This is a genomic window from Salinivibrio sp. AR640 (assembly GCF_001995405.1).
Lineage (GTDB): Bacteria > Pseudomonadota > Gammaproteobacteria > Enterobacterales > Vibrionaceae > Salinivibrio > Salinivibrio costicola.
On record NZ_MUFD01000016.1, the window covers coordinates 47,395 to 60,682 of the forward strand.

Sequence of the window (13,288 nt, forward strand, 5' to 3'; positions counted from 1 at the left end):
GGCGATCCTTTGCGCAAAAAAAAGCCGGAACGAAACCGGCTCTTATTTCTAGATTAGTGGTTGATGTAACGTGGGAGACTTTCTTCCTCTCGTAACGTTAACACCTCAACCCCTGTATCGGTCACCAGCAGCGTGTGCTCCCATTGCGCCGACTTTTTACCATCGATGGTATAGACCGTCCAATCATCGTCCTCATCCAGTACGGTCCCATACTTCCCTGCGTTAATCATAGGCTCAATAGTAAAACACATGCCAGGTTTAAGAATGGTACGGTCGTTGTTTTTGTAGTGCACCACTTGTGGATCTTCATGGAAGCTCGCGCCAATACCATGCCCACAGTACTCTTTGACGATGGAGTAGCGCGTGTTGCTGCTCTTGATGAACTTTTGGATCGCTGTTCCTAAATCACCAACAGTCGCACCTGGTTTTACCTTTTTGATCGCGTGATACAGGCTTTCTTGCGTGACACGGCAAAGACGTTTGTCTTCGAGAGACACTTCCCCGACTAAAAACATCTTTGAGGTATCGCCATGGTAGCCATCTTTGATCACGGTGACATCAATATTGACGATGTCGCCTTCTTGGAGCACGTCTTCATCACAAGGTATACCATGACAAACGACATGATTGATTGATGTGCACATGGATTTAGGAAAACCGTGATAGTCCAATGTGGCAGGAATGGTGCCTTGTACGTCAGTCATATACTGGTGAGCGATGTCGTCTAGCTCACGGGTGGTGACCCCAGGCTTAACATGCTCGCCAAGCATCACGAGCACGTCAGCAGCGAGCCGACCGGCTACGCGCATTTTTTCAATTTCTTCTTCTGTTTTAATCGGGATTGTCATTTTGCTTTCTCTCTTTATTCGGGATGCTCAATGATAATGTTAAAACGAGAGCATGATTCAAGTCACGTTTTGTATCATTAAGCACAGCCACTGACGCCCTGCTACGCTTGTCTCAGCGGTGCAGGATTAGCAACTGTCTAATAGTGACTATATGGTACCAAGCCATGTCCATGGAAGAAACAGAAAGAGAAGCATTCCGCGCGGTCATCGTATAGGTTTAGGCGGATTGCGCGCGCAATTTAACTGGATTTTACCCACGTGTTTGTGATATAAAGCGCGCCGAAAACCGTCATTATGATCAATCTAGCTATGCTAGGTCTAGCCGAGCTAGGTTTCAGTTTGATGGGGTTCAATTATCATTTTTAATCTTAAATCACACACATATCGACACATTGACCGGGGTGCCCACTAACGGGTCGGTAAATGGGATATGTGGAGGCCTAACCCCGAGAGGAATTTATCATGGCTACTGTTTCAATGCGCGACATGCTCAAGGCGGGTGTACACTTCGGTCACCAAACTCGTTTCTGGAACCCAAAAATGAAGCCGTTCATTTTTGGTTCACGTAACAAAGTGCACATCATCAACCTTGAAAAAACCGTACCAATGTTCAACGAGTCACTGGCTGAACTGTCAAAAATCGGTGAGCGTAAAGGTAAAGTTCTGTTTGTTGGTACTAAGCGCGCAGCAAGCGAAGCGGTAAAAACGGCAGCAGAAAACTGCGAGCAGTTTTATGTAAGTAACCGTTGGTTGGGCGGCATGCTGACCAACTGGAAAACCGTTCGCACATCTATCAAACGTCTAAAAGATCTAGAAACTCAAGCGAGTGACGGTACGTTTGAAAAGCTGACCAAAAAAGAAGCGCTGATGTACACCCGTGAGATGGAAAAACTCGACAAATCACTGGGTGGTATCAAGAACATGAACGGCCTACCTGATGCAATGTTCGTTATCGATGCAGATCACGAGCACATTGCCATTAAAGAAGCGAATAATCTGGGCATCCCAGTCTTTGCAGTGGTAGATACTAACTCTAACCCTGACGGCGTTGATCACGTAATTCCAGGTAACGATGACGCAATTCGCGCTATCCAACTGTACCTGAACGCAGCGTCTGACGCTTACAAAGAAGGCCGTAGCCAAGACATCGTCACGCAAGCAGAAGACGAGCTGGTTGAAGTCGCTGAGTAAGACGACAGCTCCTTGTGAGCGTTCTTAGCCATCAGCGTGTCATCTTTCATGCTGTAAGCTAAGTATGGTTAGCAGGGGCCGATATCGGGCCCCTGTTTTTTACCCAAAATAGTTTCGAATCGAGGATTGAACAATGGCAACTGTTACCGCTGCCCTGGTTAAAGAACTGCGCGAGCGCACTGGCGCTGGCATGATGGAATGTAAAAAAGCACTGGTTGAAGCGAACGCTGACATCGAAGTTGCAATCGAAAACATGCGTAAGAGCGGCGCGGCAAAAGCAGCGAAGAAAGCTGGCCGTGTTGCTGCTGAAGGTGTCATCCTAGTTAAAGAAAACGACGGCAAAGCTGCGATCGTTGAAATTAACTGTGAAACTGACTTTGTTGCTAAAGACGCGAATTTCGCTGCATTTGCTAACCAAGTGGCAGAAACAGCACTGGCTGAAGGCCTAGCAATCGACGCGCTGAAAGAAAAATTCGAACAGCAGCGTGCTGAGCTTGTTGCAAAAATCGGTGAAAACATGGATATCCGCCGTGTTTCATTCATCGAAGGCGAGAAAGTCGGTTCTTACCGTCACGGCGATCGCATCGGTGTGGTTGTTGCTGCGAAAGCTGACGAAGAAACCATCAAGCACGTTGCTATGCACATTGCCGCGTCTAAGCCTGACTACGTGAACCCTGAAGATGTGCCTGCTGACGTTGTTGAAAAAGAGAAGAAAATTCAAGTTGATATCGCAATGGAATCAGGCAAGCCAGCTGATATCGCAGAGAAAATGGTTGTTGGCCGTATGAAGAAATTCACCGGTGAAATTTCTCTGACAGGTCAAGCATTCGTGATGGATCCAGCACAAACTGTGGGTCAAATGCTGAAAGAAAAAGGTGCCGAAGTGACTAACTTCATCCGTTTTGAAGTGGGTGAAGGCATCGAGAAAGAAGAAGTAGACTTTGCTGCAGAAGTTGCTGCTGTACAACAAAGCTAATTCTTGCTGACTCAGACCGCGGTGCTCGCCGCGGTCTTCCATAACCTTCTTCCCTAATTAGTGCCTAATAGAAAGGTAGTGAAATGACTACAAATCCTAAGCCTGCATATCAACGAATTTTACTTAAACTGAGCGGTGAAGCCCTGCAGGGCAAAGATGGATTCGGTATCGATCCCACCGTGCTTGATCGTATGGCGCAAGAAATAAAAGAACTGGTCGAGCTGGGTGTTCAGGTAGGATTGGTCATCGGTGGCGGGAATTTATTCCGTGGTGCGGGTCTTGCTGAGGCGGGAATGAACCGTGTTGTGGGCGATCACATGGGTATGTTAGCCACCGTGATGAACGGGTTGGCGATGCGTGACGCACTTCATCGTGCCTATGTGAACGCACGAGTGATGTCAGCGATTCCTCTAAACGGTGTATGTGACAGCTATAACTGGGCTGAAGCCATCAGCCAACTTCGTAATGGTCGCGTGGTGATTTTCTCTGCTGGGACCGGTAACCCTTTCTTTACTACCGACTCGGCTGCCTGTTTACGCGGTATTGAAATTGAATCCGATGTGGTGATTAAAGCGACCAAAGTCGACGGTGTATACAGTGATGATCCAACCAAAAACCCAGATGCAACACTTTATGACTCGCTGACATATCAAGATGTGTTAGAAAAAGAGTTGAAAGTGATGGATTTGGCCGCATTTACACTTGCACGCGACCATAAACTGCCTCTTCGTGTATTTAACATGAATAAGCCAGGTGCGTTACGCCGTGTCGTGATGGGTGAAGCAGAAGGCACCTTGATCACTAACAGCTAAGCCAATATTGGTGGCATAATCTTACAAATTAATTCAATCGCAAGGATATTCCCGTGATTAATGACATAAAAGACGACGCCAAAGCGCGTATGGAAAAAAGTGTAGAAGCGCTTAAGCACACGTTAGGTAAACTGCGCACTGGGCGTGCACATCCAAGCCTACTAGAAGGCCTTACCGTTGAGTATTACGGCGCGCAAACGCCTTTAAACCAACTTGCGTCTATTGTTGCTGAAGATTCGCGTACCTTGGCGATTAGCGTGTATGACAAGCAAGTAACCCAAGCGGTTGAAAAGGCGATCATGACCTCTGACCTAGGCTTGAACCCAGCCTCAGCAGGTACCGTGATCCGTGTGCCTTTGCCACCACTGACCGAAGATCGCCGTAAAGACATGGTGAAAGTTGTTCGTTCTGAAGGTGAAAATGCGCGTGTTGCAGTACGTAACATCCGTCGTGATGCCAATAGTGATCTCAAGGCCCTATTAAAAGACAAAGAAATTTCAGAAGACGACGAGCACCGTGCGCAAGATGACATTCAAAAGTTGACTGATGAAGCGGTTAAGAATGTTGATGCACTTCTTGATGCAAAAGAAAAAGAGTTGATGGAAGTCTAAATCTCATTAGACTTTACCGCCAATGCTAAAGCGCTGTGCGTGCAGTACAGCGCTTTTTATTTGCCAAGGAGAAACATGAGTTCCCAGTCTCTTGATGCGCAGCTCGAATCTGCCGCTTTACCGCAACACATCGCCATTATCATGGATGGCAATGGACGCTGGGCCAAGGCTCGCGGAAAAGCCCGTGTGTTCGGGCATAAAGCGGGCGTCAAAGCGGTACGCAAGACCGTCAAGGCGGCGTCTGAGCTTGGTGTGAAAGCGCTAACTTTATTTGCGTTTAGTAGTGAAAACTGGCGTCGTCCAGAAGACGAAGTCAGCGTATTGATGGAGCTATTTATCAATGTGCTATCGCGTGAAGCTAAACGGCTCGACAGCCATGGTGTGCAATTACGCATCATTGGTGACACCTCTCGATTCAGCCCCTCTTTGCAAACGAAAATTGCCGAAGCCCAAGCGCTAACGGCAAATAATGATCGTTTGGTACTCAATATTGCGGCGAATTACGGTGGGCAATGGGATATTACCCAGGCAACACGTCGTGTCGCTGAACAGGTTGTCGCCGGTCACTTACAACCCAATGATATTGGGGAGCAGGATATTGCGCGTCATTTAATGTTGGCAGATTTACCGGATGTCGATTTAATGATCCGCACCAGCGGCGAATGCCGCATTAGTAACTTTATTTTATGGCAAGCTGCCTATGCAGAGTTATGTTTTACCGAGCAATATTGGCCTGATTTCAACGAACAAAGTTTGTATGATGCCGTGGCTTGGTATGTCAATCGTGAACGACGTTTTGGCTGCACCGGCGAGCAAATTAAAGCCATGATAACAACGGATAAGTAACCACGAGGAATCAGTTTGCTCAAACAACGTGTTTTAACCGCGGCCTTGTTAGTCCCCTTAGTGGTCGCTGGAGTCTTTTACTTACCGTTTCCTGCATTTGTTGCAGCGATAGCGGCTGTCACTTTAATTGGACTTTGGGAATGGACGCAGTTTGTCTCGGCGTCTTCGCGTCTTTTTACCTTTATTCTCCCTGCTGCAGCGCTGGCGCTTTCGCTCTTTAGTATTCCTTTTAGTGCCATGGCGCTTGGGCATGTCACACTGCCACCTTTCGCACTGGCGGCAACCGGCGCGGCTTGGTGGCTATTCGCAACCGTGTTAGTGCTCACATACCCTCGCTCAGGGGCGTATTGGACCCACAGCAAGTTACTACGCTTACTCTTTGGTCTCGTTACCCTGTTACCGTTTATGTGGAGTGTCTTGCTGTTGCGTGCAACAGACTACCAGTTCTCCTCTTTTTATGGCGCCAAGTTAGTGCTGCTGGTTTTTGTCCTCGTATGGTGCGCAGATAGTGGTGCCTATTTTGCCGGGAAAAAGTTCGGTAAACATAAAATGGCCCCTGCAGTCAGCCCGAATAAAACCCTCGAAGGATTATTGGGTGGGCTCACTGCGGCAGTGGCAGTGACCTGGTTAGGGACGCATCTGTTAAACATCCATTTCGCCAATGTTGGCGTGTTCTTGGCTGTCACTGTGGTGACTGCCTTGGCGTCCGTGTTGGGTGACTTAGCGGAGAGTATGTTTAAACGCGTCGCTGGGGTGAAAGACAGTGGTAATTTGCTTCCAGGTCATGGGGGCATTCTTGATCGCATTGATAGCTTAACGGCAGCGTTCCCAGTGTTTACCGTGTTGTACTTCGCATTTGCGAATTAAGTGAAACGAGTCTTCGACATGCAAAGAATCACCGTATTAGGCGCCACAGGTTCTATTGGCTCCAGTACCTTAAAAGTGGTTGCAGCCAACCCTGAAAAGTTTGAAGTCACGGCATTGGCTGCAYATACCAATGTCGAGAAAATGATTGCGTTATGTGTCGATTGGCAACCTGCTTACGCCGCGATGGCCAATCGCACGTCAGCGCAACAGTTGCGTCATGCGTTGCGTGAAAGAGGGATCGGCACCGAAGTACTCGCTGGCGAGGACAGTTTATGTCACCTTGCGGCATTACCTGAAGTGGATATGGTGATGGCGGCAGTTGTTGGCGCGGCCGGGCTGTCTTCAACAATGGCGGCGGTTAAAGCGGGCAAACGGGTGCTGCTTGCCAATAAAGAAGCCTTGGTAATGTCTGGGCAGTTTTTTATTGATGCTGTTTATCAATACGGCGCTGAGCTGCTGCCCATCGACAGTGAACACAATGCGATCTTTCAATGCTTGCCGCAATCCGTGCAGCAACAGCCTGGACGCTGTGATTTGCAATCGGCCGGCGTCAATAAAATTTTGCTAACAGGCTCGGGTGGACCATTTCGCTATCGTGACCCACAAAGCTTAGCGACCGTCAGTGTTGAAGAGGCCATCGCACATCCTAATTGGTCGATGGGGCCAAAAATCTCGGTCGATTCAGCAACCATGATGAATAAAGGTTTGGAATACATTGAGGCGCGATGGTTATTCAACGCCCAGCCTCATCAACTGGACGTGGTGATCCACCCGCAGTCAGTGATCCACTCCATGGTACAGATGTGTGATGGCTCGGTGCTCGCGCAATTGGGTACGCCCGATATGTGTACGCCGATTGCTCATGCAATGGGATATCCTGATCGCGTTCAAGCGTCGGTAGCGCCTCTTGATTTCACTCAAATTGGCGAATTTACTTTTATGGCACCGGATGCGTGTCGTTATCCTTGTCTTTCGCTCGCGATCGCAGCCTGTGAGCAGGGGCAAGCAGCAACCACCACGCTCAATGCCGCCAATGAGCAAGCTGTCGCCGCGTTTCTTGCCGGAAAGATCAGCTTTATGGATATTGCTCGCATCAATGAGCAGGTATTGACCCAATCATCGCTTCCCACGCCAACAAGCTTGGATTGCTTATTTGAGCTGGATAGAATAGCTCGCATGGCTGCCAATGAGCAGATTACTAAGGTGAAAAAATGAGCGATTTTCTTTGGAACGCGGCGGCGTTTATTGTCGCGCTTGGCATACTGGTTGCAATTCACGAATACGGTCACTTTTGGGTCGCTCGTCGCTGTGGTGTAAAGGTTGAGCGTTTTTCAATTGGTTTTGGTCGCGCATTATGGCGCTGGTACGGCAAAGACAATACCGAATACGTGATTGCTGCGATCCCGCTCGGTGGCTACGTCAAAATGTTGGATGAGCGTATTGAGGCCGTTCCTGACGCAGACAAGCACCGCGCATTTAACAACCAACCCCTGTGGCAACGTAGCGCCATTGTCGCCGCCGGCCCTATCGCTAACTTTATCTTTGCCGCCTTTGCGTATTGGCTGGTGATGATGATCGGTGTTCCTGCTGTCAAACCTGTGATCGGCGAAATATCCCCCAATTCGATTGCTGCTGAAGCCGGAATCGAATCAGGAATGGAACTAACCCAAGTTTCCGGCGTCGAAACCGCTGATTGGCAAGCGGTTAATTTTGCGTTGATCGGGCATATTGGTGATGAGAGCATGACCCTCACTGCGAAACAGAGTCCGGCGCAAACTTATCAACGCGATTACACCCTAGATCTCACGCAATGGCAGTTTGATCCAGAAAAACAATCGCCTTTGACGACGCTTGGCATCACGCCTTATCGACCCGCGATCACATTGTCGGTCGCACAAGTGGTTGAACAGAGCGCGGCAGCGCAAGCTGGACTCGAGCAAGGTGATAAGATCGTTGCCGTGGATGACACTGAGTTGGCATCATGGCAAGCGCTCGTTGCGGTGATCAAACGAAGTCCCAATCAAAGCTTGTCGCTGACAATCGTCCGCGATGGGGAAACGCAAAATTTGACACTCACCCCGGATGCGCGTGACGTTGAAGGTCAAATGACAGGGTATGCGGGGATTGCTCCTCAAATGGCAGCATGGCCTGAATCATACCGTTTCACGCAACAATATGGGCCGTTAGCGGCGATACCAGAAGCGGTCAATAAAACGGGCCAAGTGATCAGCATGACCGTCAATATGATAAAAAAACTGATCACCGGTGATGTGGGTGTGAACAACTTAAGTGGTCCTATATCGATCGCGAAAGGCGCGGGCATGACAGCAGAGATCGGATTGATCTCATTTTTAGGGTTCATGGCACTGATCAGTGTGAACCTAGGCATTATCAATTTACTTCCTCTGCCCGTATTAGATGGCGGCCATTTGCTGTTCTTTGGGATTGAGGCTGTGACACGAAAACCGGTTTCCGAGCGTGTACAGGACTTTGGGTATCGTATCGGCGCTGCCGTGTTGATGATGGTGATGGCAGTGGCATTGTTTAACGACTTCGCCCGACTTTAAACGGTTAGTATTCAAGGATAAGTCAGATAGCACATGGCGATGAAAAAACTATTAATAGCGTCTCTTTTAGTCAGCAGCAGTATGGCGCATGCTGACACATTCGAGGTAAGCGATATCCGCTTTGAAGGCCTACAGCGCGTCAGCTTAGGGGCTGCATTGCTATCGATGCCGGTCCGTGTGGGTGACAACGTCGACGACGAGGATGTGGCAGATGTGATAAATGCACTGTTTGCCTCGGGTAATTTCGAGGATGTGCGCGTCTATCGCGATGATGAAACCTTGCTGGTTAAAGTCGTGGAGCGTCCTACTATTGCGAGCATTTCGTTCTCAGGCAACAAAGCAATTAAAAAAGAGCAGTTACAAGAAAACCTCACGTCTTCCGGGCTGCGTGTCGGTGAGGCGCTTGATCGGACAAAGCTTAGTAATATTGAGAAAGGCTTAGAAGACTTTTATTACAGTGTGGGTAAATACAGTGCGTCGGTAAAAGCCGTTGTTACGCCTTTGCCGCGAAATCGCGCGGATTTGAAGTTTGTATTTACTGAGGGCGTCTCGGCCAAGATTGAGCAGATCAATTTCGTGGGGAACGACGTCTTCAGTGATGACGCATTACGCGATAGCTTCGATTTGCGTGCCGATGTGCCGTGGTGGAATTTCTTAGCCAACGAAAAGTATCAAAAGCAGGTGCTTGCTGGCGATCTGGAAAAACTGCGTAATTTTTATCTCAATCGTGGGTATTTAAAGTTTCGCGTTGAATCGACCCAGGTGGCTATTTCGCCAGATAAAAAGGGTGTTTACATCACTCTGAATGTGAATGAAGGCAAGCCGTATGAGATTGCTGATGTCAACTTTCGTGGCGATCCGCAAAACGAAGACACTTACCGTTCATTGGTTAGCTTTACCCGTGGTGATACCTACAATGGCGATAAGGTGACTGCACTCGAAGAGGCCATTAAGCGCCATCTTGGTGAAACCGGCTTTGCCTACCCCAAAGTCAATACCATGCCGACTTTTGACGATGACAACCAACAAGTCTCACTGACCGTGAATGTCGAGCCGGGTAAGCGTATCTACGTGCGCAATATCCGCTTTTCCGGGAATACCACGTCTAAAGATGAAGTGTTACGCCGCGAAATGCGACAGCTGGAAGGAACCTGGCTAAACTCCAAAGCGGTCACTCGGGGGAAAGAGCGGTTGAGTCGTACCGGCTTTTTCCAAAACGTGGAAGTGGATACACAACGCGTGCCGGGAACGGACGATCAAGTCGATGTTAACTATAAAGTCAAAGAAGCCAACTCCGGTAGCATTAACTTTGGTGTCGGTTACGGTACCGAGTCTGGCGCCAGTTTACAGCTCGGTTTGCAGCAAGATAACTTTGCCGGTACCGGTAATCGCTTTGGTATTAATGCCATGGTCAATGATTATCGTAAAAACCTAACGTTGGAGTACCGAGACCCTTACTTTACCCTCGATGGTGTCAGTCTGGGTGGTAAGGTATTTTACAACGAGTTTGAAGCGCGCGATGCCAATATTGTTGAGTATACCAACGAGAGTTACGGGACAAGCCTGACGTGGGGTTTTTGGACCGATGAGTTGAATTCAGTCGATTTCTCGCTAGGGTATACCCACAACAAAATTGAAAATATTGGTAAATACTACCAAATCGATAAGTTTCTTGAACGCCATAATGATCACTTAACGAGCAATGGTGGACTCGAAGTTGATGATTTTGATATGTCCGTCTCATGGACGCGCAATAATCTCAACCGTGGCTACTTTCCAACCGCCGGTAATTATCAGCGAGCCTCTTATCGCATGACAGTGCCGGGGTCCGACGTTCAGTATTTTAAAATGCAGTACGATATTCGCCAGTATATGCCGCTGACACAAGAGCATGAATTTACGCTCTTAACGCGTGGTCGTCTCGCGTATGGTAACGGCTATGGTCAAACCAACGGCCAAGACCATATGCTGCCGTTTTATGAAAACTATTATGCCGGTGGCTTCTCATCTCTGCGTGGCTTCCGCTCGAACTCGGTAGGCCCTAAAGCTATTTATGAAGCAGATGGCTCTGAGCAGCCGGACGGGGACATTGAACAATCCGAAGGGTCTTACGGTTCAAGTGATGCGGTTGGTGGTAACGCCATGGCGCTTGCCAGTGTTGAGCTGATTGTACCGACGCCATTTGCTTCAGATGAAGCACGCGAGCAAATCCGTACCAGCGTCTTTATTGATGCCGCCTCTGTGTGGGACACTGAGTTTGATCGCCAAGAACTGGTCGATATGGGCTATCCCCCAGGTACAAAAGACTACTCAGATCCATCCAATGTCAGTGCCGCTTACGGTGTGGCACTGCAGTGGATGTCACCGATGGCACCTTTGGTGTTTTCCATCGCAAAACCTATAACTAGCCAGCCTGGCGACGATGAAGAGTTCTTTACCTTCACGATCGGGCGCACATTCTGATGATCAGAAAGGAGACTATTGTGAAATCATTTTTGAAAGCAGCGGGACTGAGTGTCGCGGTATTGACCACGTCCATGTACGCATCAGCGGCTGATGCTGCACAGAAAGTGGGCTACGTATCAACCGGCGCTGTGATGTCGCAGCTGGCGCAAAAAAATAACCTCAATGAAAAATTGCGTGGTGAATTTAAAGATCGCGTCGCAGAGATTGAACGTTTGAAAGAAAAGCTCTCAAAAGGCGTGGAAAAACTTAAACGTAATGGTGAGTTGATGAGCGAAGACGAGCGCGTGAAGCTACAACGCGAGCTTCAGTCGATGGAGTCTGACTATAAACTCAAAGTAAAAGCCTTGCAGGAAGATCAGCGCAAGCGCGGCGGCCAAGAAGAGTCTAAGCTGGTGCAAAAGCTGAAAAAAGCCGTCGATAAAGTGGCAGAGCAAGAGGGCTATGACATCGTGATTGATGCCAATGCCGTTTTGTATGCGAACCCAAGTGATGATTTGTCTGAAAAAGTGATTAACGCAGTTAACTAACCGTCGAGGAGCCCATGGTTTCAATTACTCTCGCTGAATTAGCGGAAAAACTGGATGCACAGCTCCACGGAGACGGCGCTGTAACGATAACCTCGCTTGCAGGGATGAATTCAGCGGGAGAAGGGCAAATCACCTTCTTATCGAGTCCGAAATATCGGAAGGGTCTTGCACTGTGTCGTGCTAGCGCGGTGATGCTTAAAGAAGGCGATCTTGCCTATTGCCATGGCAATGCCTTGGTGGTGGCAGACCCCTATTTAGCCTACGCGAAGGTCGCACAAATTTTAGATACGACCCCTGCCTGCGCCACCGATATTGCGTCGTCAGCGGTCGTTGCAAATGATGCCATCCTAGGTGAAGGTGTCGCCATTGGTCCTAATGCGGTGATTGAATCTGGGGCGTTAATTGGTGACAACGTTCAAATTGGCGCAGGTTGCTTTATTGGTAAGGGCGCAAAACTCGGCGCGCGGACAAAACTGTGGGCCAATGTTAGCGTCTATCATCATGTCGTTATCGGTCAAGATTGTTTGGTTCAAGCAGGAACAGTGATCGGCGCAGATGGGTTTGGCTACGCCAATGACAAAGGCAAATGGATTAAAATCCCTCAGCTTGGCCGGGTTGTGATTGGTAACCGAGTCGAAATAGGTGCCTGTACCACTATCGACCGTGGGGCGTTGGATGATACCGAGATTGCTGATGGCGTGATTATCGACAATCAGTGCCAGATTGCGCATAATGTCTCGATTGGTGAGAACACGGCAATCGCGGGTGCAACGGTAATGGCAGGCAGCCTCAAAGTAGGCAAACACTGCATTATCGGTGGCGCCAGCGTGTTTAATGGCCATATGGAAATCACAGATAACGTGACCATCACAGGAATGGCGATGGTAATGCGGCCAATCACTGAGCCGGGCATGTATTCGTCCGGTATTCCGTTACAGCCCAACCGCGAGTGGCGGAAAACAGCCGCGCGTGTGCTCAAAATTGACGAGATGCACAAGCGACTTAAAGAGCTGGAACATCAGCTCGACAAACAAGATTAACGCCGAGAATAGCAGGCCCGCCTTAGTAACGCGGGCCGTTTTGCGTTAATGAAGTCAGTATTGGATTTGAACGGGAATACTACCTTGACTCGCGAAAACAAAGTTCTATATATCAATGAAATCAAAGAGCTGTTACCACACCGCTATCCTTTTTTGTTGATTGATCGTGTTACCGATTTTGAAGAAGGGCAATACCTTCACGCGATTAAAAATATTACGGCTAATGAGCCTCAGTTCACCGGGCATTTTCCGCAGCTGCCGGTGTTCCCAGGCGTACTGATCCTAGAGGCGATGGCGCAAGCGACAGGCTTGCTCGCGTTTAAGACCTTCGGTAAGCCGAAAGACAACGAGCTATACTATTTTGCAAGCATTGATAATGCTAAATTCCGCCGCCCAGTCTCGCCAGGCGACCAACTGGTTCTCGAGGTAGAATTTATTAAAGAGCGCCGAGGTATTGCGGCCTTTACTGGCGTCGCAAAAGTCGATGGTGATGTTGTCTGCTCGGCTCAATTAAAGTGCGCAAGAAGAGAGATCTAA

General features: G+C 48.8%; 13 protein-coding genes. 12 read left to right on the plus strand and 1 reads right to left on the minus strand.

Annotated features, from left to right (window positions below):
- Nucleotides 1-53 precede the first annotated feature (53 nt).
- Nucleotides 54-848, minus strand: a complete 795-nt coding sequence (gene map, locus BZG75_RS09520; protein ID WP_021022005.1) for a type I methionyl aminopeptidase — start codon at nucleotides 846-848, stop codon at nucleotides 54-56.
- A gap of 462 nt (nucleotides 849-1,310) precedes the next feature.
- Between map and rpsB the strand changes: the two genes are divergently transcribed.
- The 12 genes from rpsB to fabZ all read left to right on the plus strand — a co-directional run bounded on the left by rpsB (nucleotide 1,311) and on the right by fabZ (nucleotide 13,288).
- A complete protein-coding gene (gene rpsB, locus BZG75_RS09525; protein WP_021022004.1) occupies nucleotides 1,311-2,039 on the plus strand; it encodes a 30S ribosomal protein S2 in 729 nt (242 codons plus the stop codon).
- 133 nt (nucleotides 2,040-2,172) lie between these two features.
- Nucleotides 2,173-3,015 (plus strand): translation elongation factor Ts, encoded by an 843-nt coding sequence (gene tsf / locus BZG75_RS09530; RefSeq protein ID WP_021022003.1) that lies wholly within the window; start codon nucleotides 2,173-2,175, stop codon nucleotides 3,013-3,015.
- Nucleotides 3,016-3,098: 83 nt separating this feature from the next.
- On the plus strand, nucleotides 3,099-3,827 hold the full coding sequence (pyrH, locus tag BZG75_RS09535) for a UMP kinase (RefSeq protein ID WP_021022002.1): 729 nt from the start codon (nucleotides 3,099-3,101) through the stop codon (nucleotides 3,825-3,827).
- A gap of 53 nt (nucleotides 3,828-3,880) precedes the next feature.
- On the plus strand, nucleotides 3,881-4,438 hold the full coding sequence (frr, locus tag BZG75_RS09540) for a ribosome recycling factor (RefSeq protein ID WP_021022001.1): 558 nt from the start codon (nucleotides 3,881-3,883) through the stop codon (nucleotides 4,436-4,438).
- Nucleotides 4,439-4,513: 75 nt separating this feature from the next.
- Complete coding sequence (locus BZG75_RS09545; protein WP_021022000.1) at nucleotides 4,514-5,284, plus strand: isoprenyl transferase; 771 nt, start codon at nucleotides 4,514-4,516, stop codon at nucleotides 5,282-5,284.
- Between the two features lie 15 nt (nucleotides 5,285-5,299).
- Nucleotides 5,300-6,151 (plus strand): phosphatidate cytidylyltransferase, encoded by an 852-nt coding sequence (locus BZG75_RS09550; RefSeq protein ID WP_077576824.1) that lies wholly within the window; start codon nucleotides 5,300-5,302, stop codon nucleotides 6,149-6,151.
- An 18-nt stretch (nucleotides 6,152-6,169) separates the two neighbouring features.
- Nucleotides 6,170-7,366 (plus strand): 1-deoxy-D-xylulose-5-phosphate reductoisomerase, encoded by a 1,197-nt coding sequence (ispC, locus tag BZG75_RS09555; RefSeq protein ID WP_077576825.1) that lies wholly within the window; start codon nucleotides 6,170-6,172, stop codon nucleotides 7,364-7,366.
- Nucleotides 7,363-8,718, plus strand: a complete 1,356-nt coding sequence (gene rseP, locus BZG75_RS09560; RefSeq protein WP_021021997.1) for a sigma E protease regulator RseP — start codon at nucleotides 7,363-7,365, stop codon at nucleotides 8,716-8,718. The genes ispC and rseP overlap by 4 nt, the downstream gene beginning before the upstream one ends.
- A gap of 33 nt (nucleotides 8,719-8,751) precedes the next feature.
- Nucleotides 8,752-11,181 (plus strand): outer membrane protein assembly factor BamA, encoded by a 2,430-nt coding sequence (gene bamA / locus BZG75_RS09565; RefSeq protein ID WP_077459731.1) that lies wholly within the window; start codon nucleotides 8,752-8,754, stop codon nucleotides 11,179-11,181.
- A 20-nt stretch (nucleotides 11,182-11,201) separates the two neighbouring features.
- Entirely contained in the window at nucleotides 11,202-11,711 is a 510-nt protein-coding gene (locus BZG75_RS09570) for an OmpH family outer membrane protein (RefSeq protein ID WP_021021995.1), read from the plus strand.
- Between the two features lie 14 nt (nucleotides 11,712-11,725).
- Nucleotides 11,726-12,751 (plus strand): UDP-3-O-(3-hydroxymyristoyl)glucosamine N-acyltransferase, encoded by a 1,026-nt coding sequence (gene lpxD, locus BZG75_RS09575; protein WP_077459730.1) that lies wholly within the window; start codon nucleotides 11,726-11,728, stop codon nucleotides 12,749-12,751.
- Between the two features lie 84 nt (nucleotides 12,752-12,835).
- Nucleotides 12,836-13,288 carry a 3-hydroxyacyl-ACP dehydratase FabZ gene (fabZ, locus tag BZG75_RS09580; protein WP_077576836.1) on the plus strand — a complete coding sequence of 151 codons (453 nt, stop codon included), beginning with the start codon at nucleotides 12,836-12,838 and terminating at the stop codon, nucleotides 13,286-13,288.